The sequence below is a fragment of the Phyllobacterium sp. RCAM01083 genome (genome assembly GCF_055685835.1).
The window spans coordinates 3,466,963-3,492,866 of sequence record NZ_JBVFZN010000005.1 but is presented as its reverse complement, the minus strand read 5'-3'; the positions used below and the strand labels follow the sequence as shown (position 1 = coordinate 3,492,866).

Sequence of the window (25,904 nt, the reverse complement as noted above, 5' to 3'; positions counted from 1 at the left end):
CGGAATTGGGCCGCCTTTAGTAGCACCACTGAACCCCGCTCTTGCACCATAAACACCTTGGCAGGTCGCGGCAGTATCTTTTGTCGGTGATCCGCCGGGGCCGCAGCCACCGTAAACAATTTCCATTTCAGCTTCAGTCAACGCGCGCATAAGAATACATCTCCTTGTCATCGCCATAGCCGCATGAAAAAATATGAGGCATCCAGTCAAGATAACCACGGAAATCACGAGCTTTCTATGCGTACGACTACTTATGCCCTGCTATCGAAATTCGTTTGCATGCCTCAACGGATTTAGGCAAACAACCCTTGCTTGTGGGAAAGCAGATGCACAGCTTATACCGGAGCAAAACGCGGCTTCCGGAAGTCCAACTTGGAAACGCGGAAAAAGTGGGGCAAAAACCACTAAAGAAGACAGTAAAAACAATGCATGATTTTTGGGATGGTGCCCCCTGCCGGAATCGAACCAGCACTCCTCTCGGAACCTGATTTTGAGTCAGGCGCGTCTACCAATTCCGCCAAGGGGGCCGCAATGTGCACCGGCCGCGGGCGAACCACAGCCGTCAAAGCCAAATACAGGCAGACCCCACGCCGGTCAACACCATTCCAACGTTTTCTGGCGGGATAACATCTCTGTGTGTTGCGAAGGCGGACACCGCCCGCTACAGCCGATTTGCAGCCTGGAAAGCCCGGCCGCAGCATGCCAGAACGTCAACCGCACACAATTTCCATAGAAACGATTCCGTTTTTCCCTGGCATGGGGTAAGGATCGCCAGCTTTATCGAACCGACACCCACAGGAATCACGCCATGCTGCGCAGACTTTATGATTGGACAATGTCACTGGCCGCGCGCAAATCGGCTGAGGTCTGGCTCGCATTCATTGCCTTTGTCGAAAGCTCGGTCTTCGTCGTTCCTGCCGACGTGCTCTACCTGCCCATGGCGCTGGCACGGCCTGAACGCGCCTACCGCTACGCGCTTGTTGCCACGATCTTCTCGGTGCTGGGCGGTATCGCCGGATGGTTTCTCGGCCATTACGCCTATGAAGCCCTGGCCAAGCCCGTGCTCGAATTCTACGGCAAGCTCGACGCCTTCGAGCAGATGCGCGGCTCGACCAGCGCCGACATGATCCTCCTGCTGCTGATCACATCCGGCCTTGCCCATTTGCCGCCGATGAAGATCGTGACGATCCTGTCCGGCGCGGCCAACGTCAACATCTGGCTGTTCATCGTTTCCGCAGTGATCACGCGCGGCGCCCGCTTCTTCTTTCTCGCCTGGCTTTTGCGCCGTTACGGCGAACCGATCCGCCATTTCATCGAAAAGCGCCTGGGCCTGATCGCGGCGGCGGCGGCGGCCGTGCTGATCCTGCTTTACGCCATACTGCACTATTACAGCTCCTGAACGATCCAACCTGAATGAGGATGTCAGACCCATCATGACGACGACCCGCTCTTCGCCGCATCTCAAGACAGCGGTTTTCCTGCTCCTTGCCATGATCGTCACCGTGGGCTCGGCGCTTGGCTTCCAGTATATCGGCGGCTATCTCCCCTGCAAATTGTGCCTTGAGCAGCGCTTTCCCTACTATGCGGGCATTCCGCTGATGGCACTCGCCGTGCTTGCGGCGGCCCTTCGCTGGCCTGCGGCCCTCACGCGCACGCTTCTGGCGCTCGGCGGCATCCTGATGCTGATCGGGCTCGGCCTTGCGGTGTTCCACTCCGGTGTCGAATGGAAGTTCTGGCCGGGACCGACCGATTGCACGGCGGTCAGCATGTCGATCACCACCAATGCCGGCAACCTCCTGAATGACATGAATGCGATCCATCCGCCCGCATGCGATACGGCGGCCCTGCGTGTGCTTGGCCTGTCCTTTGCCGGCTGGAATGCGATTGCCAGCCTGATCCTCGCGCTCATCGCCTTTCGCGGTGCAAAAAAGGCGGCCTGACGCCGCCTTTGCCGGATACAATGGAACTGGGGTCCTATGGCTCCAGTTCGACATCCCAGTAGAGATAATCCATCCAGCTTTCGTGCAGATGGTTCGGCGGGAACAGCCGGCCATTGTTGTGCAGGTCATGCACCGTCGGGGCATAGGGCTTCTGCCGCGGCCACATCTTGGCTTTGTCCGGCATCAAGCCGCCCTTGCGCAGATTGCACGGCGAACAGGCTGCAACGACATTTTCCCAGATCGTGGCACCGCCGGCGCAACGGGGCGTCACGTGATCGAAGGTCAGATCATCCTCCGACCCGCAATACTGGCATTCGAACCGGTCGCGCAGGAAAACATTGAATCGCGTAAAGGCAGGCGTGCGCGACGGCTTGATATAGGTTTTGAGGGAAACGACGCTCGGTACCCGCATTGCGAACGAGGGGGAGGAAACCTCATGCTCGTATTCGGCAACGATATTCACACGGTCAAGGAAGACCGCCTTGATCGCGTCCTGCCAGGACCACAGCGACAAGGGATAATAACTGAGCGGACGGTAGTCCGCATTGAGTACCAGGGCCGGTAACCCGTCCGGCGAGACGGCTATTGTCAAGGAATCACCTCCCAGTCCAACCATCAGGCCCCATTATTGTAAGCTCGAGGTGACAGGAATGTGAAGCGCCATTGCATCGCAGGCTGCGAAAAACCCCGTTATTTCAACTTCATCCAACCGGTGTGCCATCCCGGCCACGGGTTGCGGCGTAATAAGCCCAGAAAAGCCGGGCTGCGACACCCCTCCACGGCGACCAGCGCTCCGCCAAAAGACGCAGGGATTTCGAATCGGGTTTCACTGATTCGGCATAGGCATGGGCGTAGGCGTGCTGCAGGGCAACGTCGCCGGACGGGAAAACATCCGCATGCCCGGCCGAAAACAGGAGATAGACTTCCGCCGTCCACGGCCCGATGCCTTTCACATTGGTCATGACGGTCATGGCTTCGTCGACGGGGCGGTCGCACAGGTCGAACAGATCAAGCTCTCCGGCCATGATCGCTTCGCTGATCCGGGCGAGCGTCGCCTGCTTGGCGCGCGAAAGACCCGCCAGGCGCCAGGCCTCCTCTCCCGCCCTGATGTAGTTTTCCGGGGTCAGCGGATCGACATATTGGATCAGCCGTTTCCAGATCGAATCGGCACTGGCCTTCGATACCTGCTGCGAGACGATGACCGAGGCGAGGCTCTCGAAACCCGGCGCCCGCCGCCGCAGCGGCAACGGCCCTGCCCGCTCGGCAATCGCCGCCAGTTCGGGGTGTGCCGCCAGGAGGGCCGTCAGCCCTTCCGCAACATCGTCAAGCGTGTCTATTCTGCGCATGGAACCGTTCACTTTTCATCTTGGAACAAACACCGTATCAATCGACAAGGTCCTCACGCAAGAATCCCAGTTCATGACTGTCCCGGTTTTCCGCTTTGCTCCCAGTCCCAATGGCCACCTGCATCTCGGCCATGCCTATTCCGCCCTGCTCAACCGGCAAATGGCGCAGGCGGCGGGCGGGCGGCTTCTGCTGCGCATGGAAGATATCGACCGCGAACGCTGCACGCCCGAACTCGAAGCCGCCATGCAGGAGGATCTGCACTGGCTGGGGCTCGACTGGGAAACGCCGGTGCGCCGCCAGTCCGAGCATTTCGGCGTCTACCGGGATGTGCTCGACCGCCTCATCCGCATGGACCTGGTATACCCCGCCTTCCTCAGCCGAGGCGACATCAAACGGGAAATGCAGAAAGCCACCGCCAAGGGGCTGGTATGGCCGCACGATCCGGACGGCGCGGCGCTTTATCCCGCAATCGACCGCACGATTTCCAAACGGGAGCGTCAGCGGCGCATGGATGAGGGGCAACCGTTTTCATGGCGGCTCCACATGGACCGCGCGCTTGCGCACGTGGGGGAACCTTTGTTCTGGCATGAAACGGCGGATGGCGGGTCCGATATCGCAGCCCGGCCGCAGGATTGGGGCGATGTCATCATCGCCCGCAAGGACATGCCGACCAGCTATCACCTCTCCGTCGTCATCGACGATGCGCTGCAAGGCGTCAGCCACGTGGTGCGCGGCAGGGACCTGTTCCAGGCCACCGGCATCCACCGCCTGCTGCAGACCATCCTCGGACTGCAACCACCGATCTATCACCATCACAGGTTGATCCTCGATCACGACGGCCAAAAGCTGTCCAAGAGCCGCAGGGATACCTCGCTGCGCTCCTTGCGCGCGGCAGGGGTGACACGGGAAGACATCATCGGCCTGGCCGGATTGACACCACAGCCTTAGGACCTGGCCCGTAAAACAACATCTGGCTGCAGGACCGGCGTTCGTATAAACCTGCATCACAACTCCTCCCGTGATCCGGTCCCCATCATGCCTGTCCGTTATTTTCCCGCCCTGTTCGTCCTCCTGTGGGCCACCGGCTTCATCGGTGCCCGCTATGCCATGCCCTACATGGAACCGTTCCTGTTCCTGACGATCCGGTTTGTTATTGCCGGGGCCATTCTCGGCACCTGGGTCGTCATGGCCGGCAACCGCTGGCCGAGCGGGCGCGGCGCCATGCACGCGATCATCGCCGGCTGCCTGATCCACGGCGTCTATCTCGGCGCCGTGTTCTGGGCGATCCACCGCGGCCTGCCCGCGGGCATGTCGGCGCTGGTGGTCGGGCTGCAGCCGCTGATCACGGCGCTGATTGCCGGAGCCGTTCTCGGGGAGAAAATCCAGCCGCGTCATTGGGCCGGACTGGCGGTCGGCTTTGTCGGCGTCGCCATGGTGCTCTGGCCGAAACTGTCGATTTCCGCCGATGGCATCACGCCCGCAACCGTCGGCGCATCCATCCTTTCGGTGCTGGCCATCAGTGCCGGAACCGTTTGGCAGAAACGCTTTGTCGGTACCATCGACCTGAAGGCGGGCACGACGCTGCAATATCTCGGCGCGGCCGTGCTCACCGGCATCTTTTCGCTGCTGTTCGAAACCCACGCGGTGATCTGGGCCGCGCCTCTCGGCTTCGCGCTGTTCTGGCTGGTCTTCGTGCTGTCGATCGGCGCGGTGCTGCTGCTGATGGTCCTGATCAATCAGGGCGCCGTGTCGAAGGTCGCTTCGCTGTTCTATCTGGTACCCGGCGTGACCGCCCTGATGGCCTATGTGCTTTTCGGCGAAACACTGACGCTGTTCCAGCTGTGCGGCATGGTGGTGGCAACCCTCGGTGTCGCGCTGTCGACCGGTCAGAAGCGCTTGGCGACCCTGCCCTCGCGATAGTGGATGATGGCGGCATTGACCTCTGCGCCGATGATGAAAATCGCGGCGATGATATAGAGGAAGACGATTGCCGCCATGATCGAGGCCAGCCCCGCATAGGTCGACACGTAGGATGCGAACGTCTCGAGATAGCTCGCGAAAATCGATGCGCCGACGATCCACGCCAGCAGGGTCACAAGGATGCCCGGCAGGATATCGATGAGCTTGCGCCGCCCCGCCGGCAGCCACAGATGCGCCACCAGCAGCCCGACGATCAGCACGGCAGAGGCAATGCAGTAGCGCCAGAAGCCGATGGTGCCGGACAGAACGTCAAGCTCGGGAATCCATTTGCTGGCGATGCGCACCGCCAGCGGCGCCAGCACCAGGAGAAAGCTGATGGCCATGATGCCGACGGTGGCTACGATCACATAGCCCAGGCTTTGCAGGCGGCAATAGATGATCGAGCGTGTATCGACCACCCGGTAGGCGCGGTTGAGTGCGATGCGCAGCGCTTCGATGCCGTTGGAGGCAAAATAGGCGGCGGCGATCACGCTGATGGTCAGAAGCCCGCCGCGCTGGACGTTGAGAACATTGCGCACCTCCTGTGCAATCGGCCGGGCGATCACCTCGGGCCAGGTGTCGAACACCACATGCACCGCCGTATCGGTAAAGGCGCTGGCGCCGAGAAAGCTGGCAAGCGAGGTGGCGAAAATCAGAAACGGAAACAGCGCCAGGATACCCGACAGCGCCACGTGGCTGGCGAGAGCCCAGCCGTCATCCGTGCTGAAATGCCTCAATGTGTCGAAGGTCACCCGCCGGAGAAAAACATATACTCTACGCATTGAAAATGGTTTGTCCCTTTAGTGCGGGTCCGGCCCCTCGTGACATTGCAAGGCGCGGGCGAATATGTGAAGTCTTTTTTTGATTTTACCATTCGGTTTGCAGCAATCGGAAAAGAATGACCAGTTCCAGAACGATTTTGATCACAGGATGTTCCAGCGGCATCGGCGCCCACTGCGCCCGCGCCCTCAAGGCGGATGGCTGGCAGGTCTTTGCAACGGCGCGGCGAAACGAGGATATCGCAGCGCTGAAAGCCGACGGTCTTTCGGCCCATTATCTCGATTATCGCGAGCCGGATTCCATCAGGGCGCTCGTGGACGATGTGCTCGCCGCGACCGGCGGCACACTCGATGCGCTTTACAACAATGGCGCCTATGCGTTGCCGGGCGCCGTGGAAGACCTGCCCATCGAAGGCTTGCGCGAACAGTTCGATGCCAATTTCTTCGGCTGGCATGAGCTGACCCGATACATCGTCCCGGTGATGCGCCGTCAGGGCCATGGGCGGATCGTGCATTGCTCGTCGATTCTCGGGCTCGTGCCGATGAAGTGGCGCGGGGCTTATGTCGCGTCGAAATTCGCGCTGGAAGGCCTGATGCTGGTCCAGCGCATGGAACTTGAAGGCTCCGGTATCCATGTCTCCCTGATCGAGCCGGGACCGATTGCCTCGCGCTTCACCTACAATGCGCTGCAGCAGATCGAGAAATACATCGATGTCGAGAACTCGGTGCATCGCGCGGATTATCAGAAGCAGATCGCCCGCCTGTCGCAGGGCGGCACCAAGTCCCGCTCCAAGCTTGGCCCGGAAGCGGTCTACGCCGTACTGAAGGACGCGCTGGAAAATCCACGTCCCAAACCGCATTATCTCGTCACGCGCCCCGCGAAATTTGCGGTTCTTGCCCGCAGATTTCTGTCGTCGCGTGCGCTATACCGCATGCTTGCCGGCCAGTCCTGAAAGCGCTCCGGCCTGAAAAGGAAAAACCATGGATATCATCTTCAAGTTTCTGGCCGTCGTTGCCATTGCCGCCGTCACCGTCGTGCTTCTGATCGGTCTGCGCAACATGATGAAGGGCGGCGATGCCAACTTTTCCAACAAGATGATGCAGCTGCGCATTTTCCTGCAGCTAGTGGCGATCATTCTCATCGTCGGCGCGATTTACTTCCACCGCGCCGCCAGCTGACCGCGGGACAGGCCATGGTCAAGCTCAACAGGATCTACACCAGGACCGGCGATGACGGCACCACCGGGCTCGGCAGCGGCGAGCGCCGTCTGAAGCACGATCTGCGCGTCGAAGCCTATGGCACGGTGGATGAAGCCAACGCCTGCGTGGGGCTGGCGCGGCTGCATACGGCGGAGCAGTTTCCGGAAATCGACGCCATGCTCGCCCGCATCCAGAACGATCTGTTCGATCTCGGCGCCGATCTGGCTACACCCGATACCGGGGAAAAGCTCGCATACGAACCATTGCGCATGATCGACACCCAGGTCGCGCGCATCGAGGCGGATATCGATCTGTTGAATGAAAAGCTGGCGCCGCTGCGCTCCTTCGTTCTGCCGGGCGGATCGGCGGCCTCCGCTGCCCTGCATCTGGCGCGCACGGTGGCAAGGCGCGCCGAACGGCACATGGTGGCGCTGGCGCAAAGGCCTGATGAGGCCGTCACACCAGCCGCGCTCAAATACATCAACCGCGTTTCGGATTTTCTCTTCGTCGCCGCGCGGGCCGTCAATGACAATGGCGCGAAGGACGTGTTATGGGTGCCCGGTAAGAACCGCTGAACGGGGGAACGGCGCCGATGTTCATTCCACTCTACGACGCCAACAGCCTCAAATACATCAAACTGCAATATGTCACCCTGGCGCTGATTGCCCTCAATGTCATCATCTTCGGCCTGACGAGCCTCGCCGGGGCAGATTCAAAGACCGCCTCTATCGGCTTTGGCTACATCCCGTCGGTGGCGCACCATATGACGGTACTGCCGCCGCGATATGATTACGTGCCGCCCGCTTTCACCTATGTCACCTATGCCTTCCTCCATGCCGATATCTTCCACTTGGGCGGCAACATGCTGTTCCTCTGGGTTTTCGGCGACAATGTCGAAGATGCCATGGGCCATATCAGATTCCTGATTTTCTACCTGCTCTGCGCTGCCGCCGGCGCTTTCCTGCACGGGACGCTCGACCCGTCTTCAGAGGGGCCGCTGATCGGGGCATCGGCCGCCATTGCCGGCGTGATCACCGCCTATCTGATGCTGCATCCGCGTGTGCGGATCTGGGTGCTGGCTTTCGGCCGGATACCCCTGCGCATCCCCGCGCTCTATCCGCTCGTCCTCTGGATCGGGCTCCAGTTCGTGATGCTCGTCACCCATGGCGAAGACCGCATTTCCTGGTCCGGCCATGTCGGCGGCATCATTGCCGGCGCCCTGCTCCTCATCCCGTTCAAACGCCGCAGCGTGCCGCTGTTTGACCGGGCGATTGTCTCGCCGCGCGCCGTTATCGCCGACAAGCAGCCACCGCAAACGCCACCCGAACCGCCTTCACCCCGATGGCGCCGTTGATCACGTAACTTTCAATCGTTTAAGTCGGATAAGCCCAATCTCGATGATTGACCTTTACGTTACTCATATTTACGGTCCCGCACGATCCTGACACGCCCCAGTGTCGTTTTTTTCACCTCAATGTCGGCATCCGGCAAGCGGGTGCCATTGCCCGGCAGTTAAATCTGTCTGCAGTTCTTATGAGAGGGAGTCCCCATGAAAGTCCTCGTACCGGTAAAGCGGGTAGTCGATTACAATGTGAAGATCAGGGTTAAGGGCGACGGTTCGGGCGTTGAGCTTGCCAACGTGAAGATGTCGATGAACCCGTTCGACGAAATCGCGGTCGAGGAAGCGCTGCGCCTGAAAGAGGCCGGCAAGGTCGAGGAAGTGGTCGTTGTCTCCATCGGACCTGCACAGGCGCAGGAAACCATCCGCACCGCGCTTGCCATGGGTGCCGACCGCGGCATTCTGGTCAAGGTCGACGACATCGTCGAGCCGCTTGCCGTTGCCAAGATCCTCAAGGGCATTGTCGAAGCCGAACAGCCGCAGCTGGTCATTCTCGGCAAGCAGGCCATCGACGACGATGCCAACCAGACCGGCCAGATGCTGTCCGCTTTGCTTGGCTGGAGCCAGGGCACCTTTGCCTCCAAGGTCGAACTCGGCGGCGATACCGCCAAGGTTACCCGCGAAGTCGATGGCGGCCTGCAGACCATCGAGATCAAGCTGCCGGCCATCGTCACGACAGACCTGCGCCTCAACCAGCCGCGCTATGCTTCGCTGCCGAACATCATGAAGGCGAAGAAGAAGCCGCTGGATGAAAAGACCGCAGCCGATTACGGCGTCGACACCAAGCCGCGCCTCAAGGTGCTGAAGACCGAAGAGCCGGGCGGCCGCAAGGCAGGCGTCAAGGTCAAGGACGTTGCCGAGCTCCTCAGCAAGCTGAAGAACGAAGCCGGCGTTCTCTAAGGATCAGGAAAGGAATTTACCATGGCTATTCTTCTTTTTGCCGAACACGACAACGAGACCCTTTCCGACCAGACCGCCAAGGCATTGACCGCAGCGCTCGCCATCGGTTCCGACGTGCATGTCCTGGTTGCCGGCAAGGGCGCCAAGGGCGTTGCCGATCAGGCCGCCAAGCTTGCCGGTGTCAAGAAGGTCCTGCTCGCCGACAGCGACGATCTGGCCAACCGCCTGGCAGAAGCCACCGCGGCGCTGATCGTTTCGATCGCCGGCAATTATGACACGATCATTGCCGCCGCAACCACCAACGGCAAGAACATCCTGCCGCGCGTTGCCGCCCTGCTCGACGTCATGCAGATCTCCGACATCATCGAGGTCATCGCGCCCGATACGTTCAAGCGTCCGATCTATGCGGGCAACGCCCTGCAGACCGTCCAGGCAACCGATGCCAAGCGCGTCATCACCGTGCGCACCGCCACCTTTGCGGCCGCCGGCGAAGGCGGTTCGGCTCCGGTCGAGACTGTTGCGGCTGCCGCCAATCCGGGCCTGTCCACCTTCATCGAAGCCAAGCTGTCCGGCGGCGACCGTCCGGAACTGACCTCGGCCAAGATCATCATCTCCGGCGGCCGTGCCCTCGGCTCCAACGAGAAGTTCAAGGAAGTCATCCTGCCCGTGGCCGACAAACTCGGCGCGGCGGTCGGTGCCTCGCGCGCCGCCGTCGATGCCGGTTACGCCCCCAACGACTGGCAGGTCGGCCAGACGGGCAAGGTGGTAGCCCCTGATCTCTACATCGCCGTCGGCATTTCGGGCGCGATCCAGCATCTGGCCGGCATGAAGGACTCCAAGGTCATCGTTGCCATCAACAAGGACGAGGAAGCACCGATTTTCCAGGTCGCGGATTACGGCCTGGTCGGCGATCTTTTCGTCATTCTGCCGGAACTCGAAAAAGCGCTTTGAATTTCATCGCAAGATTGAAATGAATCTGCATGGCCGGGGTAGACGAACGCTACCCCGGCCATTTAGTTTGGTGCTACAAAGAAAAGAAACGGATGGAAACATGGCTGGCTCGATCAAAACTGTAGGCATTGTTGGCGCGGGACAAATGGGCGGAGGAATCGCTCATGTCTGTGCACTGGCCGGATATGATGTTTTGATCCATGACCAGTCCGCCGACCAGCTGGAAAAGGCCATCGCCACCGTCAACGGTAACATGGCCCGGCAGGTTTCCCACGGCAAGCTCGAGGAAGCCGAACGTGTCAAGGGCATGTCGCGCATCCGCCCGGCCCTGCGCATTGAAGACCTCGCCGGTGTCGATCTGGCCATCGAGGCGGCGACGGAAGACGAGACCGTCAAGCGCAAGATTTTTGCCCAGCTCTGCCCCAACCTCAATCCGGAAGCGATCCTCGCAACCAACACCTCCTCCATTTCGATCACGCGGCTTGCCGCCACCACGGACCGTCCGGAGCGCTTCATCGGCATCCACTTCATGAATCCCGTTCCGGTGATGAAGCTGGTCGAGCTGATTCGCGGCATTGCCACTGAAAACGTCACGTTCGAGATCGCGCGCGAATTCGTTACCAGCCTCGACAAGACGCTGACGGTCTCCGAAGATTTCCCGGCCTTCATCGTCAACCGCATCCTGCTGCCGATGATCAACGAAGCCATCTACGTGCTCTACGAGGGCGTGGGCTCGGTCGAAGCCATCGATACGGCGATGAAACTGGGCGCCAATCACCCGATGGGCCCGTTGCAGCTTGCCGATTTCATCGGCCTCGACACCTGCCTGTCGATCATGCAGGTACTGCATGACGGCCTCGCGGATTCGAAATACCGTCCCTGCCCGCTGCTGGTCAAATATGTCGAAGCCGGCTGGCTGGGACGCAAGGCAGGGCGCGGCTTCTACGACTATCGCGGCGAGAACCCCGTTCCCACCCGCTGAGGGCGCCAAACGCCGTTCAATCCGGCGGCCGCGGATTATTTATTTCATTCAAACCCTTGCATTGACCCCTGCCGCTCCCCAATTCAGGCAGAATTGCAGCACCGGGCCCCTCTGGCGAGAGTTACCGGCTCTCTCGTGATGTCGGAGCTGTAATCTGGAACCGATGCCGGCGGATCATTTTTCACATGGAGCTTCTGTTTGTTGATGCCATGGGCAAGCCCCTATGGATGTGGCTTGGCTTTTTTGCCCTTGTTCTTGTGCTTCTCGTCCTCGATCTGGGCGTTCTCAACCGAAAAAATCACGATATAGGCATGCGCCAGAGCCTTTTGCTCTCGGCGTTCTACATCAGTCTCGGCGTCGCCTTCGGCGGCTTCATCTGGTGGGAGCTGGGCAGCGAGTCCGGCATGCAGTACCTCACCGGCTTCGTCGTCGAGAAAAGCCTGGCGATGGACAATATTTTCGTCATCGCCATGATTTTCGGCTATTTCGCCATTCCCAAGCAATATCAGCACCGGGTGCTCGTCTACGGCATTCTCGGTGTTGTCATCCTTCGCGGCATCATGATCGCGGCGGGTGCGGCCATTGTCGAACAGTATGAGTGGGTCCTCTATCTCTTTGCCGCGTTCCTGATCATCACCGGCATCCGCATGCTCATGGCTGGCGACGACGAGTTCGACGTCTCGGCCAATCCGGTCTTCAAGTTCATGCGCAAACGCTTCCGCGTCACCGACGAGCTGCACGGGCAGAAATTCATGATCCGGCGCACCGACCCGCACACGGGCAAGTCAAAGACATGGATTACCCCGCTGCTTCTGGCACTCGTCATGGTGGAACTGGCGGATGTGATCTTCGCGGTGGATTCCATCCCGGCCATTTTTGCCATCACCACCGATCCCTATATCGTCTTCACCTCGAACATCTTCGCGATCCTTGGCCTGCGTGCGCTGTATTTCGCCCTTGCAAGCCTTATCCATCGCTTCGTCTATCTGAAATATGCACTGTCTCTCGTGCTGGTGTTCATCGGCGGAAAGATTTTCGTGGCTGACGCTTTGGGGCTGGCAAAGATACCGCCGATGTGGTCACTCTCGATCACGCTCGGCATCCTTGCCGCCGGCATTTTCAGTTCGCTCTGGAAGACACGCAACGACGCGCCGGAACCCGAATTAACGATAGATGCAAAACCTGCCTCGACACCCTCTATCGCCGAGACAACGACGAAAGCATAATTGCATCGATGGAGAAGATGAATGAACGCTGACGGAAAACCGTATCATTGGGACCCCTTGGGTGACCCTGCGGAACGGCGTCTGTCCAGCATTCTGGTCAAGATCGGTGAAACAGACGCGGACAGGGTTTCGTTTGACGATATCCTGTCCGCGCTTTCCGAACGCAGCTTCGGCGCGCTGCTGATCCTCTTTGCCGCACTCAATCTGGTGCCGCTGCCGCCGGGGTCTTCGACGATCTTCGGCATTCCCCTGATCCTTCTTTCGCTGCAGATGCTGATCGGCCTGGAAAATCCGTGGTTCCCGGCCTTCCTGCGGAAGAAATCCCTGCGCACGGAAACCTATCGCCGTTTTGTCGGCAAGCTTGAACCGCTGCTCATCCGTTTCGAACGTCTGGCCCGCCCGCGCTACTGGCTGCTGCCGCAGGTCGTCATGGAACGGATCGTCAGCCTTGCAGCGCTGGTCATGGCGCTCATCGTTGTGCTGCCCGTTCCGCTCATCAATCAGTTGCCGGCGCTCAGCATCATCCTGCTCAGCATTGGCCTTGGTGAACAGGATGGCGCATGGCTCGGCACCGGCTTTCTGGTGGCCGCGCTCGCCATCGGCTTTGCCATTGGCCTGGCCGCCTCCGTCGGCCTGGCCGCCCTCCACATCTTCGGTTGAGCATGAACGAGCAGAAAACCATCGCCATCTATGTCGACGCCGATGCCTGTCCGGTGAAAGCCGAGATTTACCGCGTTGCCGAGCGCTACGGCGTCAAGGTCTATGTTGTTTCCAATTCCGTCATGACCATTCCGCGCGATCCGATGATCGAACGCGTCATCGTCAGTGACGGTTTCGATGCGGCCGATGACTGGATCGCCGAACGGGTCTCGCGCGGCAATGTGGTGGTGACCGCCGACATTCCGCTGGCCAGCCGCTGCGTGAAGGCCGGTGCCGACGCCATCTCCCCGACCGGCCGCGCTTTCACCGAGGCCTCCATCGGCAACACGCTGGCCACGCGCAACCTGATGGACGAACTGCGCTCGGCCGGCCAGATCACCGGCGGCCCGCGGCCGTTTTCGCCCAAGGACCGCTCCAGCTTTCTCTCCGCGCTGGATCTGGCCATCGTCCGCCTGAAACGGGCCGGATTTGCTGTCTGACATTGTTTGGGCATGGGCGAGGTGCGTGGTTAGCCGGCCTACCCACAACGAATTTGCAGGGCTCCCCTGCATCGGCTCTCCATGCCCTGCCATTGACGAAATGAGCGATAACCTCTACGAGAGCGCAACAAAGCTATATGCGTGCCGCTCGTGCCCCAACATATGCCGAGCCGAAAACACCAGCCCAAACACGTACTTGAAAGTTCATTAATGACTATTTTCGATTCTATCGCCCCGGCGCTGTCCGGTGCATTGGCAGCCCGTGGTTACGAGACCCTGACGCCGGTGCAGACAGCTGTGCTTGCTCCGGAAGCGGACGGTGCGGACCTTCTCGTCTCCGCCCAGACCGGTTCCGGCAAGACCGTTGCGTTCGGCATTGCCATCGCACCGACACTGCTCGAAGGCGAAGACCGCTTCACCTCCATCGGCGCACCCTATGCGCTGGTGATTGCCCCGACCCGCGAGCTCGCCCTGCAGGTGCGCCGCGAGCTGGAATGGCTCTACGAGAAGACCGGCGCCCGCATCGCTTCCTGCGTCGGCGGCATGGACATGACCAAGGAACGCCGCGCATTGCAGGGCGGCGCCCATATCGTTGTCGGCACGCCCGGCCGTCTGCGCGACCACATCACCCGCGGCTCGCTCGACATGACCGAACTGCGCGCCGTGGTGCTTGACGAAGCCGATGAAATGCTCGACCTCGGTTTCCGCGAAGACCTCGAATTCATCCTCGGCGAAGCGCCGAAGGACCGCCGCACGCTGATGTTCTCAGCCACGGTGCCGAAACCGATTGCCCAGCTGGCAAAACAGTTCCAGAACGATGCGGTGCGCATCACCGCGACCAGCGAAAAGTCGCAGCACAGCGACATCGAATACCACATCATGCCGGTGGCGCCGCGTGAGCGCGAAAATGCGATCATCAATGCGCTGCTGTTTTACGATGCCCAGAACACCATCGTGTTCGGTGCGACCCGCGAAGCGGTCAAGCATCTGACCAGCCGCCTGTCCAATCGCGGCTTTTCCGTTGTTTCGCTCTCCGGCGAACTCAGCCAGGCCGAGCGCACCAATGCGCTGCAGGCCATGCGTGACGGCCGTGCCCGCGTTTGCGTGGCCACCGACGTGGCCGCACGCGGCATCGACCTGCCCAATCTGGATCTCGTCATCCATGCCGACCTGCCGACCAACCCGGACACGCTGCTCCACCGCAGCGGCCGTACCGGCCGCGCAGGCCGCAAGGGCATCTGCGTGCTGATCGTGCCGGCATCGCGCCGCCGTTCGGCCGAGCGGCTGCTGCAGATGGCAAAGCTCAGCACCACGATGGTGCCGCCGCCGGATGCCGCTGCCATCAACAAGCGCAATCATGACCGCATCCTCAACGATCCGTCGCTGACCGAAGTCATGACCGACGAGGAAGGCGAATATGTCCGCGAGCTTCTCGGCCTGCATTCCGCCGAGCAGATTGCCGCCGCCTATCTGCGCCAGCAGATGGCCGCGCGTCCTGCACCCGAAGAGCTGTCGAACACGCCGGCCCACGTTCTCGAGCCGATCCGCAAGGGCAGCTATGATGACCGGCCCGGCCGTGGCGACCGGGGTGACCGCGCCGAGCGCGCGCCGCGTTCGGACCGTTTCGAACAGTTCGAGAGCGGTGCCTGGTTCTCGCTCAGCGTCGGCCGCAAGCAGCGCGCCGAGCCGCGCTGGCTGCTGCCGCTGATCTGCAAGGCCGGCGACATCACCAAGACCGACGTCGGTTCGATCAAGATTCTCGAGACCGAAACCCGCTTCGAAATCACCGCAAGCAAGGCCGACGCGTTTCTGGCCCGCATCAAGCAGTACGGCACCGGCGAAAAAGGCGTGAACATCACCCGCAGCGAGGCCGCAGGCTTCTCCTCCCCGCGCAGCGATTTCAAGCCGAAGAAGAGCTTTGGCGAAAAGCGCGAATGGGACGACCGTAAGCCGCCCCGCGCCCGCGATGACCGCCCGCGTGACGACAAGCCGAAAGCCGACTGGGCAGCCAAGCCCGCCAAGGCCAAGCCGGAAGGCTGGACCGCGGAAAAACTCGAAAAGGTGAAGAAGCCCAAGGAGCGCAAGCCCGGCGATCCCTCCGGCTTCGACAAGTACAAGGCCAAGAAGGCCCGCAAGGCCGCTGCCGGTCAGCCGGAATAATCAGATCTTCGGATTGAATGAACAATGAACCCGCCGCGGATGAAAATCCCGGCGGGTTTTTTGCACATGCATGGTGCGTGGTTCGACAAGCTCACCATGAGGGAGAGGGGCTGGCTGCAAAGCTAGTCGGAACATGCAGTTTGCGGCAATCTAGCAGAAATTGGCCCCCTGCAATCCTCCATCGCCCTCATGGTGAGCTTGTCGAACCACGCAGAAATGGCTCTTCCATCCACCTATTCAAAAAAATCTTGCCGACTTATCCAACACACCAAAACATCCCTTATCCTACCCCTCGTCCTTTCCGGCGGGAATGCTTCCGGAAACTTTCGAAAGTCGGGAAAGGATCGGCGCTTCGGCCTGTGGGAGAACCCCTAGGCCGGGGAGGTTCAGTCCAATCATGCGATGTTGGGCAAGGCCGTTTGCCGGGGCGGGTGGTCCAAGGGATCGCAACAACCGCAACACCAACCAAAGACTTCAGCGCTCCCGATGGACCGCCCGTCTTTCCCACCTTCTCAACAGCCAGACGCGAAAGCGGGCGTGGCAACGGCCCGCCACATTGCAAGCAATCACTGCGCCGCTATGGCCGCATCGATCAGACGCACGGCGTCATCGCTTTCCCACGGCGCCGGACCGTTCATGGCGGCAATCTGGCAGCCCTCCTTGTCGACGATCATCGTCACCGGCAGGCCGAACGCCAGGTTCTTGCGCTTGAGCTCATTGAACACGCCCATGGTCGGATCGCGGTAGAGCGCCAGTGATTTCACGCCGATATCAGCCAGGAAACCTTTCGGCTTCTGGTCGTCGCCCGTATCGATATTAATGGTCACGACCTGAAAATTGTCGCCGCCCTTCTTGGTCTGCAGCGCATCGAGCGCTGGCATCTCTTCGCGGCAGGGCGCGCACCAGGTGGCCCAGAGATTGACAAGAACGGTCTTGCCCTTGAAATCCGCCAACCGCATCGGCTTGCCGTCGGGTCCGGTGAAGGACAGTGCGGACATGGATTGCGGCTTCTCGGCCCCGCGCATGGCCGCGACAGCGCCCGTGGCGGCGGCATCGATCTTCCTTGCCGTATCGGTCTTGGCGGTGCATTGATCGGTCGTGTTTGTTCCGGCAACAATATTGCCAGAAGGCCGCTCCATCACGTATACCCCAACCGCACCGGCGACTATGCCTGCGAGCGCGGCAAGAACAATAATTTTCCTGCTGCCGCCTGAAGTGGTTTTCTGTGTTTCGTTGCCGTTGTCCATATCTTACACTTTCCGTCTATCCACCCCGGTTTACCCAAGGCTTACAATGTCCGACAAGAAAAACAGCAACGAAATGTGGGGAGGCCGTTTCGCCTCAGGTCCGGCCGCCATCATGGAAGAAATCAACGCTTCCATCGGGTTTGACCAGAAACTCTATGCCCAGGACATTCGCGGTTCACTTGCCCATGCTGCCATGCTTGCGAAAACCGGCATAATCGCGGCGGACGACCACGACAAGATCGCAAAGGGCCTGAACACGATATTGTCAGAGATCGAAAGCGGAAAGTTCGTTTTCTCACGCAAACTTGAAGACATTCACATGAATGTCGAGTCCCGCCTTGCCGAACTGATCGGCGCACCGGCCGGCCGCCTGCACACGGCGCGGTCGCGCAACGATCAGGTTGCCGTCGATTTCCGCCTGTGGGTCAAGGAAGAATTCCAGCGCACGGCAACCGCGCTGAAAATGCTGATCGAGGCTTTCCTGAAGCGCGCCGAGGAACACGCGGCAACCCTCATGCCCGGCTTTACCCATCTGCAGACCGCGCAGCCCGTCACCTTCGGCCATCACTGCATGGCCTATGTGGAAATGTTCGGCCGCGACCTCAGCCGGGTGAAGGACGCCATCGAGCGCATGGATGAATCGCCGCTCGGCGCCGCCGCGCTGGCGGGAACCGGCTTTCCCATCGACCGGCACATGACGGCGAAGGAACTCGGCTTCCGCGAACCCACCCGCAACTCGCTCGACAGCGTCTCCGACCGCGACTACGCCCTGGAATTCCTGTCGATGGCCGCCATTGCCGCCACGCATCTCTCCCGGCTGGCCGAGGAAATCGTCATCTGGTCGACGCCGCAGTTCGGCTTTGTGCGCCTGTCGGATTCCTTCTCCACCGGCTCGTCGATCATGCCGCAGAAGAAGAACCCCGATGCCGCCGAGCTGGTGCGCGCCAAGACCGGCCGCATCACCGGCTCGCTTGTCGGCCTGCTGACCGTCATGAAGGGCCTGCCGCTGACCTATTCGAAGGACATGCAGGAAGACAAGGAAGCCGTGTTCGATGCGGCCGAAACCCTTGAACTCGCCCTGGCCGCCATGACCGGCATGGTCGGCGACATGACGATCAACACCGCGGCCATGAAGAAGGCCGCCGGTTCCGGCTATTCCACTGCCACCGACCTGGCGGACTGGCTGGTGCGCGAGCTTGGCCTGCCCTTCCGCGAGGCCCACCATGTCACCGGCCGCGCCGTCGCGCTGGCGGAAGAGAAGAAGAGCGAACTCGGCAAGCTGACGCTGGATGACCTCAAGGGCATTCACCCCGGCATCACCGAGGCCGTGTTCGGCTACCTCACCGTGGACAAATCCGTGCGCAGCCGCAAATCCTATGGCGGCACGGCGCCGGAGCAGGTGCGCAAGCAGATCAGGTTCTGGCAAAAACGCATCACGAAATCGTAAGTCCGACGATGGGGGATGCAAAGCGTTCCTCCATGCGTTAGACAGGACAACATACTTTCGGACGACAGGATCTAAATCGATGACAAGCCGTTCTTACCTCACGACAATTCTGATGGCGGTTGCAATCGTCAGCGCGGTGTCGGCCTGCGGCCGCAAGGGCCCGCTCGAATTGCCGCCCGCATCGGTGACCGCACCGGCACCGGGCGAGCCGAAACCGGCCAGGCCACCCGTTCAAGACAAGCGCTTTTTCCTCGACTCCATCATCTAGGCAGATTTTTCGTGAATCATTTCGATTACAAGGACGGCGTTCTCCATGCCGAGGACGTCAGCATTCCCGATATCGCCAGCGCGGTCGGCACCCCCTTCTACTGCTATTCGACGGCCACCATCGAACGGCATTACAAGGTCTTTGCCGCGGCCTTTGCCGAAATGGATGCGCTGGTCTGCTACGCCTTGAAAGCCAATTCCAATCAGGCCGTCCTGAAGACCCTGGCGCGTCTCGGCTCCGGTGCCGACGTGGTATCGGAAGGCGAGATGCGCCGTGCCCTGGCCGCGGGAATTCCCGCAAGCAAAATCGTCTTTTCCGGCGTGGGCAAGAAGCCGGGCGAGATGGACTTTGCACTGGCAGCGGGCATTCATTGCTTCAATGTTGAATCCGAGCCGGAGCTGGAACTCCTGTCCAGCCGCGCCGTGGCGGCGGGCAAGATTGCGCCGGTGTCCCTGCGCATCAATCCCGATGTCGATGCCAAGACCCATAAGAAGATTTCCACGGGCAAGTCCGAGAACAAGTTCGGCATTCCGCTGGCCAAGGCACGGTCCGTCTACGCCCATGCGGCGCGGCTGCCCGGCCTGAAGGTGTCCGGCATCGACATGCATATCGGCAGCCAGATCACCGATCTGGAGCCGTTTGACGATGCCTTTGCCCTGCTTGCCCAGCTCGTCGGCGACCTCAAGGCCGACGGCCACGATATCAAGCATGTCGATCTCGGCGGCGGCCTCGGCATTCCCTACCATTTCGACAACAATCCGCCGCCCCTGCCCGACGCCTATGCGGCCATCGTCGCCCGGCATATCAAGCCGCTCGGGCTCAAGACCATTTTCGAGCCGGGCCGCCTGATCGTCGGCAATGCCGGCATCCTGGTCAGCGAAGTGATCTTCGTCAAGGAAGGCGACGCGCGCAATTTCATCATCGTCGACGCGGCGATGAATGACCTCATCCGCCCGACGCTCTATGACGCGTTCCACACGATCCGTCCGGTCAAGGAGCCATCCGCCTCGCATCCGCGCATTCGCGGCGACGTCGTCGGTCCGGTCTGCGAAACCGGCGACTATCTCGGTCTTGACCGCGACCTGCCGCGTCCAGCCCCCGGCGACCTGATAGCCATCGGCACGGCCGGTGCCTATGGCGCGGTTCAGTCGGGGACCTACAACACCCGCCTGCTGGTGCCGGAAGTGCTTGTCAGCGGCGACCGCTTCCATGTGGTGCGCCCGCGGACGACCTATGAGGAACTCATCGGTCTCGATTCCATACCGGACTGGCTCTGAAACCAGCCGGCACACAGAACGGTGAACGGCTTTTTGCGCCAAGGCCTCGCCTTTGCCACGATGAGTGGTATTCTTGACCAGCGTCAATGCGGTCACGATGGAATCGCAGGGTGACGAGATGGAGCAGGGATGACCGGTCAACACCCCGATGGGCGGGACGCTGAAAGGGTCAGGTTCGATATTTTCAAGAGTATCGATCGGCTCCGCTTGTCCGCGTGGCTGACCCTGGCCTTCGAGCGGTTGTGGCCGCGGGTCCTGCCGCTGCTGCTTGTCGCTGCACTGTTCGTGATCGTCGCCTGGTTCGGCCTGTTCCGCATGATGCCGGATCTCGTCCGTCTCGGCCTGCTGACACTGTTTGTTCTGTCGCTTCCGGTGTGCCTCTACACCCTGCTGAGATTTCGCCTGCCGGACCATGCCGATGTCAGCCGCCGCATCGAAGACGTCAACACGCTCGATCACCAGCCGATTGCCGTCCAGTCGGAAATCTTGGCGACCAGCACGGACGATCCCTTTGCCCAGGCCCTGTGGGACGAGCACCGCAAGCGCATGGCCGAACGCATCAGAGGCCTGAAAACCGGCCTGCCCCGGACAAACATCCCGGAAATCGACCCCTGGGGCCTGCGGGCCGTGATCGGGCTGCTTCTTGTCATCGCCTTCGCCTTTTCCGGCAGTCCACTCGGCGGGCGTCTCGGCGATGCATTCCAGAGTCACAGCAGCAGCAATGCGCTGCCGCCCCGCATCGACGCCTGGGTCACCCCGCCGCGCTATACGGGCCGCCCGCCGGTCTTCCTCACCTCGGCGGCCAATGACCAGGAAAAACAGTTCACCGTCCCGCAGAACAGTACGTTGACCATCCGCATCATCGGCGGCACCGGAACCGAACGGGTGACGCAGACCCTGCCGGACGGCAAGCCCGCCGACATTCCGGTCAAGCAGGACGCGAAGGCGGCCGACGCTGCCCCCGCGAAAGACCAGCCGCGCAATTTCGAACTGACCCTCGATACCAGCGCCACGGTCGGGCTGATCGACAGTGGCACCGTGCATTCCGAATGGGCCTTTGCCGTGTTGCCGGACCAGCCGCCCACCATCCGCTTCACCAGGGAACCATCGAGCGCCGTCAATGGCACGATGGAACTGACCTATGAAATCAGGGACGATTACGGTGCGGCCAGCGCGCAGGCGAAGGTCGAGCAGATCCAGCCGCCGGCAAAGGATGCAAGGCCGCTGTTCGAGGCCCCGGAAATCCCCCTCAGCCTGCCGAAGCGCGGCGCGGACGGCGGCGAGACCAAAACGACGCGGGACCTGACCGAACATGTCTGGGCCGGATCGGAAATCCGCATGACGCTTGTCGCGGTTGACGATGCCGGGCAGGAAGGCAGGAGCGAGACCAAGACCCTTGTCATGCCGGAACGTCCCTTTGCCAATCCGCTGGCGCGCGCGGTGGTGGAGCAGCGGCGCATGCTGGCGCTGAACGCCAATGCCAAGCCGGATGTGCTGAACATGCTGGATGCCATTACCCTGTGGCCGGAGGAGACCATCCGGAATCCCGCCCGTTATCTGGGTCTGCGCAGCATCCGTTCCCGGCTCAACCTTGCCAGGAGCGATGACCAGCTGCGCGATGTCGTCGCCTATATGTGGCAGGTGGCGCGTGGCATCGAAGACGGCGCCCTGTCCGACGCCGAGCGCAGCCTGCGCGAAGCCCAGGAGGCGCTGCGGCAGGCGATCGAGCAGAATGCCAGCCCCGAAGAAATCGACAAGCGCATGGCCGACCTGCGCAAGGCCATGAACAAATATATGCGCGAGCTTGCCCAGCAGGCCCAGCGCAATCCCAATATGGCGCAGACGCCCGATCCCAACGCCCGCGAATTGCGGCAGGAGGATATCGACCGCATCCTCAAGCAGATCGAGGAACTGGCCAAGCAGGGCTCGAAGGAGCAGGCCCAGCAGTTGCTCTCGCAGCTCAACGACATGCTGAACAATCTGCAGATGCGCCAGGCCCAGGGCAAGAACGGCCAGGGCGACCAGATGAAACAGCAGATGGACAAGCTCGGCGACCTGATGCGGCGCCAGCAGAAAATGATGAACGAGACCCACAGGCTGGAACAGCAGCGCCAGAATGGCATGATGCAGGACAATGGCCAGTTCGGCGGCCAGATGGGACAGGACGGCCAGCAGGGCCAGATGTCAGAGGAAGATATCGCCAAGGCGCTGAAGGGTCTGCAGGACGGCCAGGGCAAGCTGCAATCCGACCTGCAGCAGCTGATGGACGATCTGAACGGCCAGGGCGTTACGCCCAACAAGGATTTCGGCGACGCCGGAAAATCCATGGGAGATGCCCAGAAATCCCTCGGGGAGGCTGATGGCGGACAAGCGCTCGACCAGCAGAGCAATGCGCTGGATTCCCTGCGCAAGGGCGGACAGGACATGATGAAGCAGATGCAGGCCATGGGCCGGGCGGGCAAGCCGGGCGGTCCGCAGCAGAGTGACCGCGACCCCCTGGGACGGCCGTCCAAATCCAACAGCGGCACCGATTTCGGGCCGGACCGGAACATGCTGCCGGGGCAGGCCGATATCCAGCGCGCCCGGCAAATCCTCGATGCCATCCGCGAACGGCTCGGCAATGCGCTGAGCCCGCAGATGGAAAAGGATTATCTGGAACGCCTGCTGAAATTCAACTGAGGCTAGTGGCCCGATTCTGACATTCGCATGCTGCGCGTGATGTGAAATTCGTTCCGCTAGGGCCTCAGTCCCGGACGACACCGACATAGGGCAGCTGCCGGAAGGAATGCCCGACATCCATGCCATAGCCGACGACGAAATAGTCGGGGCATTCGAAGCCCTTGAAATCCGCCTCGATATCGGTTTTCCGCTTCACGCTCTTGTCCAGCAATACGGCGATGGAGACGCTGCGCGCGCCGCGCTCCAGCATCAGTTCGCGGGTGAATTTCAGCGTCCTGCCCGATTCCAGGATATCGTCGATCAACAGCACGTCGCGGCCGTGCACATCGCTGTCGATGTCGCGCAGCAGCCGCACTTCCTTGCTCTCGGTGCCCTTGCCATAGCTGGACACGGTGATGAACTCGACATCAGGCTCGGCGCCCGCGTCGTGCATGGCGCGGATCAGGTCCGCCGCGAAGATGAACGATCCCTTGAGGATCGAGATCACCAGCAGGTTGTCAAACCGTTTTGCCACAATGTCCTGCGCCAGTTCCAGATTGCGCGTGGCGATCTCCTGCGCGCTGAACAGAACATCGATATTCTTATCGCCAACTTTCGGCATGCAACTCTTCCTGATTTTCCGATAAGCAAGGCTCCTGAGCCTTTCCTGTTTGAAAGGCTCTATAGCCCGATATCGGCCGGAAAAGCAAAACCTCAGCGTTTTCCCGACCGGTCAATCGGCGCCGGTCAACGGATCGTGTTGCCTGCGGGCGCGGACACGCTCGTGCCCGGCATGTGGGGACCGGCGGCATGCCGCTGGCTGAAAAGCACATGCCCGCCGCAGATCCAGAACGTCGACGCCGCAACCAGGAGCACCAGCAGCCAATAGGCGAAGCCGGGCATGCGCCCCTGCGCCTCCTGCGACTTTTGGAGAATTGTCATGCGTGCGTTTACGGGGAAGTGTGGGGTCAGGCTTTGCCGGGAGGAAGGAGGTGACATGGATTCATAGATTGCGTCTTCCGCCCCGCCCTTGTCGAAGTGGAGCGCCGGGACAATATGCGAAACAGTTTCGCCGCTCATCGTTTTAAACCGTGCAATCACGTGTTTTCCGGTCGTTCTGCCATGTTGCAGTCATGATCCTCCGAATCATTGTGGCAGCCTATCGCCCAATAATTAATGTTTCGCCGAACGGATGCAGCGATTGATGGGTGGTCAAATCCGTCCGCGCTGAATAAAACACGCGTGGACAAGAAACTTGGAAAGTCAGCTTGATTCGTTTTGAGAATGTCGGTTTGCGATACGGGATGGGCCCGGAGGTTCTGCGTGACGTCAGCCTCCATATTTCACCCCGCTCGTTTCAGTTTTTGACCGGCCCGTCGGGCGCGGGCAAGACATCGCTGCTGCGCCTGCTGTTCATGACGCTGAAGCCGACGCGCGGTCTCATCACCGTCTTCGGCAAGGACATCGCGACCATCTCCTCCAAGGAAATGCCTTTGTTGCGCCGCCGTATCGGCGTGGTGTTCCAGGATTTCCGGCTGCTTGATCACATGACAACCTACCAGAATGTCGCCCTGCCGCTGCGGGTGCGCGGCAAGGAGGAAGCCACCTATCGCGCGGAAGTCGAGGAATTGCTGCACTGGGTTGGGCTGGGCGAACGCATGCACGTGCTGCCGCCGGTGCTGTCAGGCGGCGAGAAGCAGCGTGCCGCGATTGCCCGCGCCCTGATCGACCAGCCGGAAATCCTGCTGGCCGACGAGCCGACCGGCAATGTCGATCCGCCCCTTGCCCGGCGCTTGCTGCGCCTGTTCGGCGAGCTGAACCGTTCCGGTACCGCCGTGGTCATCGCCACCCACGATCTTACCCTGATGGATCAGGTCAATGCGCGCCGCATGATTCTCGATCAGGGGAGGCTCGATATCTATGATTGACGCCGCCCGCCTCAGGGAGCTGGCCGCAGATCTGACTAGTCGCGCCATCCAGCTTGTGCGCGGCAAGAACGGCCAGGCGCCCATCGTGCCCGCCGGCAATGTCGTCGGCCATGCCCTGATGATCGTGATCGCCATCATGACGTTCCTCGCCTGCCTGACCATCGGGGCGGTCAGTCTCGTCCAGTCGACCGCGGCGACATGGCAGAGCCAGATTTCGACCGAAGCCACCATCCAGATCCGTCCGGTCGAGGGCCAGGACATGGAAGCCCTGCTGGTTCAGGCCGGCAAGCTTGCACAAGGCTTTTCCGGGGTCAAATCCACCCGCGTCATCGACCGGGCGGCCACGGCCCGTCTGCTGGAGCCATGGCTCGGCACCGGGCTCAACATCGATGATTTGCCCGTTCCGCGGCTGGTCGTGGTTACGCTCGACGAGGCCTCCCCGCCGGATTTCGCCTTGCTGCGCAGCGAACTCGTAAAGAACATCCCGGGTGCCAGTTTCGACGATCACCGCACCTGGGTCGACCGGCTCGTGTCCATGGCCCGTTCCACCGTGCTGATCGGCATGACGGTGCTCGGGCTGGTCATCGCCGCCACGGTTCTCACGGTGATTTTTGCCACGCGCGGCGCCATGGCCGGTAATGGTCACATCATCGAAGTGCTGCATTTTATCGGCGCGGAACAGAAATTCGTCGCCCGGCAGTTCGAGCGGCACTTTTTCTGGACCGCCCTGAAAGGCGCATTATGCGGCGGCGCGCTGGCCATCCTGATCTTTCTGCTCATCGGCTGGTGGTCGTCCCGCAATCTGGCAACGCCGGAAGCCGATCAGGCCACAGCCCTGTTCGGCAATTTTTCCATCGGGTCAGGCGGCTATACCGGCGTCGTGCTGATCATTCTCGCAGTCAGTGTTTTGACCATGATTACAACACGAATGACAGTCATAGCGCATTTACGCCAGGTCGACGGGCGCGCAGGCGACAGTCACGATACCTGAGCGATTTCGATTCAATTTGACGACATAAAATTCATGGGAGGTTTGCCGGCAAGGCTTATACACTCCCGGTGGCACGACTCTCGAACAAGGCAACGCGTGATCAGAA

Annotated in this window: 27 protein-coding genes and 1 tRNA gene; 21 read left to right on the top strand and 7 right to left on the bottom strand. The window is 61.0% G+C overall.

From position 1 onward, the window contains the following. Positions 1–442: 442 nt before the first annotated feature. Positions 443–527 (bottom strand) — tRNA-Leu (locus tag ACZ25R_RS23985). Positions 528–808: 281 nt separating this feature from the next. On the opposite strand from ACZ25R_RS23985, the gene ACZ25R_RS23980 reads away from it, so the two are divergent. After that, entirely contained in the window at positions 809–1,399 is a 591-nt protein-coding gene (locus ACZ25R_RS23980; protein ID WP_105734551.1) for a YqaA family protein, read from the top strand. A 34-nt stretch (positions 1,400–1,433) separates the two neighbouring features. After that, entirely contained in the window at positions 1,434–1,940 is a 507-nt protein-coding gene (locus tag ACZ25R_RS23975; protein WP_288194183.1) for a disulfide bond formation protein B, read from the top strand. A gap of 34 nt (positions 1,941–1,974) precedes the next feature. On the opposite strand, the gene ACZ25R_RS23970 is transcribed toward ACZ25R_RS23975, so the two are convergent. Next, the gene (locus ACZ25R_RS23970; RefSeq protein WP_403180878.1) at positions 1,975–2,532 is read right to left on the bottom strand and encodes an HNH endonuclease; all 558 of its coding nucleotides are present in this window, start codon (positions 2,530–2,532) and stop codon (positions 1,975–1,977) included. A gap of 109 nt (positions 2,533–2,641) precedes the next feature. Continuing rightward, the gene (locus ACZ25R_RS23965; RefSeq protein WP_472462426.1) at positions 2,642–3,286 is read right to left on the bottom strand and encodes a DNA-3-methyladenine glycosylase family protein; all 645 of its coding nucleotides are present in this window, start codon (positions 3,284–3,286) and stop codon (positions 2,642–2,644) included. 73 nt (positions 3,287–3,359) lie between these two features. Here ACZ25R_RS23965 and gluQRS point away from each other — a divergent pair, with 73 nt between their 5' ends. Both gluQRS and ACZ25R_RS23955 read left to right on the top strand, forming a co-directional pair. Next, entirely contained in the window at positions 3,360–4,235 is an 876-nt protein-coding gene (gene gluQRS / locus ACZ25R_RS23960) for a tRNA glutamyl-Q(34) synthetase GluQRS (RefSeq protein ID WP_472462425.1), read from the top strand. 87 nt (positions 4,236–4,322) lie between these two features. Continuing rightward, positions 4,323–5,207, top strand: coding sequence for a DMT family transporter (locus tag ACZ25R_RS23955; protein ID WP_472462424.1), 885 nt, complete (start codon positions 4,323–4,325; stop codon positions 5,205–5,207). On the opposite strand, the gene ACZ25R_RS23950 is transcribed toward ACZ25R_RS23955, so the two are convergent. Further along, on the bottom strand, positions 5,174–6,028 hold the full coding sequence (locus ACZ25R_RS23950; protein ID WP_472462423.1) for a YihY/virulence factor BrkB family protein: 855 nt from the start codon (positions 6,026–6,028) through the stop codon (positions 5,174–5,176). The genes ACZ25R_RS23955 and ACZ25R_RS23950 overlap by 34 nt on opposite strands. Positions 6,029–6,144: 116 nt before the next feature. On the opposite strand from ACZ25R_RS23950, the gene ACZ25R_RS23945 reads away from it, so the two are divergent. From ACZ25R_RS23945 to ACZ25R_RS23895, 11 genes are all read left to right on the top strand, one after another. Next, complete coding sequence (locus tag ACZ25R_RS23945; protein ID WP_472462422.1) at positions 6,145–6,978, top strand: SDR family oxidoreductase; 834 nt, start codon at positions 6,145–6,147, stop codon at positions 6,976–6,978. Between the two features lie 28 nt (positions 6,979–7,006). After that, positions 7,007–7,204, top strand: a complete 198-nt coding sequence (locus tag ACZ25R_RS23940; protein WP_105734544.1) for a twin transmembrane helix small protein — start codon at positions 7,007–7,009, stop codon at positions 7,202–7,204. A 14-nt stretch (positions 7,205–7,218) separates the two neighbouring features. Then, positions 7,219–7,800, top strand: a complete 582-nt coding sequence (locus ACZ25R_RS23935) for a cob(I)yrinic acid a,c-diamide adenosyltransferase (RefSeq protein WP_403180861.1) — start codon at positions 7,219–7,221, stop codon at positions 7,798–7,800. 17 nt (positions 7,801–7,817) lie between these two features. Then, positions 7,818–8,579, top strand: coding sequence for a rhomboid family intramembrane serine protease (locus ACZ25R_RS23930; RefSeq protein ID WP_472462421.1), 762 nt, complete (start codon positions 7,818–7,820; stop codon positions 8,577–8,579). A 195-nt stretch (positions 8,580–8,774) separates the two neighbouring features. Then, positions 8,775–9,524 carry an electron transfer flavoprotein subunit beta/FixA family protein gene (locus ACZ25R_RS23925; RefSeq protein WP_464661522.1) on the top strand — a complete coding sequence of 250 codons (750 nt, stop codon included), beginning with the start codon at positions 8,775–8,777 and terminating at the stop codon, positions 9,522–9,524. Between the two features lie 21 nt (positions 9,525–9,545). Then, positions 9,546–10,475: an electron transfer flavoprotein subunit alpha/FixB family protein gene (locus tag ACZ25R_RS23920; RefSeq protein WP_463013763.1), complete on the top strand. Its 930-nt coding sequence runs from the start codon at positions 9,546–9,548 to the stop codon at positions 10,473–10,475. Positions 10,476–10,575: 100 nt separating this feature from the next. After that, positions 10,576–11,457, top strand: a complete 882-nt coding sequence (locus ACZ25R_RS23915; RefSeq protein ID WP_223613540.1) for a 3-hydroxybutyryl-CoA dehydrogenase — start codon at positions 10,576–10,578, stop codon at positions 11,455–11,457. A 185-nt stretch (positions 11,458–11,642) separates the two neighbouring features. After that, on the top strand, positions 11,643–12,683 hold the full coding sequence (locus ACZ25R_RS23910; protein ID WP_464661523.1) for a TerC family protein: 1,041 nt from the start codon (positions 11,643–11,645) through the stop codon (positions 12,681–12,683). A 21-nt stretch (positions 12,684–12,704) separates the two neighbouring features. Then, positions 12,705–13,343, top strand: coding sequence for an exopolysaccharide biosynthesis protein (locus ACZ25R_RS23905; RefSeq protein WP_223613542.1), 639 nt, complete (start codon positions 12,705–12,707; stop codon positions 13,341–13,343). Positions 13,344–13,345: 2 nt separating this feature from the next. Continuing rightward, on the top strand, positions 13,346–13,822 hold the full coding sequence (locus tag ACZ25R_RS23900; protein WP_472462420.1) for a YaiI/YqxD family protein: 477 nt from the start codon (positions 13,346–13,348) through the stop codon (positions 13,820–13,822). A gap of 210 nt (positions 13,823–14,032) precedes the next feature. Next, complete coding sequence (locus ACZ25R_RS23895) at positions 14,033–15,982, top strand: DEAD/DEAH box helicase (RefSeq protein WP_472462419.1); 1,950 nt, start codon at positions 14,033–14,035, stop codon at positions 15,980–15,982. A 566-nt stretch (positions 15,983–16,548) separates the two neighbouring features. Here ACZ25R_RS23895 and tlpA read toward each other — a convergent pair. Then, positions 16,549–17,229 carry a thiol:disulfide interchange protein TlpA gene (gene tlpA / locus ACZ25R_RS23890; protein WP_223613545.1) on the bottom strand — a complete coding sequence of 227 codons (681 nt, stop codon included), beginning with the start codon at positions 17,227–17,229 and terminating at the stop codon, positions 16,549–16,551. Between the two features lie 46 nt (positions 17,230–17,275). On the opposite strand from tlpA, the gene argH reads away from it, so the two are divergent. From argH to ACZ25R_RS23870, 4 genes are all read left to right on the top strand, one after another. Further along, entirely contained in the window at positions 17,276–18,676 is a 1,401-nt protein-coding gene (gene argH, locus ACZ25R_RS23885; RefSeq protein WP_472462418.1) for an argininosuccinate lyase, read from the top strand. 79 nt (positions 18,677–18,755) lie between these two features. Further along, positions 18,756–18,944: an LPS translocon maturation chaperone LptM gene (gene lptM / locus ACZ25R_RS23880; protein WP_223613547.1), complete on the top strand. Its 189-nt coding sequence runs from the start codon at positions 18,756–18,758 to the stop codon at positions 18,942–18,944. 11 nt (positions 18,945–18,955) lie between these two features. Next, positions 18,956–20,221: a diaminopimelate decarboxylase gene (gene lysA / locus ACZ25R_RS23875; protein WP_288193536.1), complete on the top strand. Its 1,266-nt coding sequence runs from the start codon at positions 18,956–18,958 to the stop codon at positions 20,219–20,221. Between the two features lie 129 nt (positions 20,222–20,350). Further along, a complete protein-coding gene (locus ACZ25R_RS23870) occupies positions 20,351–22,900 on the top strand; it encodes a TIGR02302 family protein (protein WP_472462417.1) in 2,550 nt (849 codons plus the stop codon). Between the two features lie 64 nt (positions 22,901–22,964). On the opposite strand, the gene hpt is transcribed toward ACZ25R_RS23870, so the two are convergent. Beyond that, a complete protein-coding gene (gene hpt / locus ACZ25R_RS23865) occupies positions 22,965–23,501 on the bottom strand; it encodes a hypoxanthine phosphoribosyltransferase (RefSeq protein WP_472462416.1) in 537 nt (178 codons plus the stop codon). Positions 23,502–23,626: 125 nt separating this feature from the next. Continuing rightward, positions 23,627–23,821 carry a hypothetical protein gene (locus ACZ25R_RS23860; RefSeq protein ID WP_472462415.1) on the bottom strand — a complete coding sequence of 65 codons (195 nt, stop codon included), beginning with the start codon at positions 23,819–23,821 and terminating at the stop codon, positions 23,627–23,629. 362 nt (positions 23,822–24,183) lie between these two features. Between ACZ25R_RS23860 and ftsE the strand changes: the two genes are divergently transcribed. Continuing rightward, a complete protein-coding gene (gene ftsE / locus ACZ25R_RS23855) occupies positions 24,184–24,807 on the top strand; it encodes a cell division ATP-binding protein FtsE (protein WP_245421113.1) in 624 nt (207 codons plus the stop codon). Continuing rightward, on the top strand, positions 24,800–25,798 hold the full coding sequence (locus ACZ25R_RS23850; protein ID WP_464661530.1) for a cell division protein FtsX: 999 nt from the start codon (positions 24,800–24,802) through the stop codon (positions 25,796–25,798). The genes ftsE and ACZ25R_RS23850 overlap by 8 nt, the downstream gene beginning before the upstream one ends. The last annotated feature ends 106 nt before the right edge of the window (positions 25,799–25,904 follow it).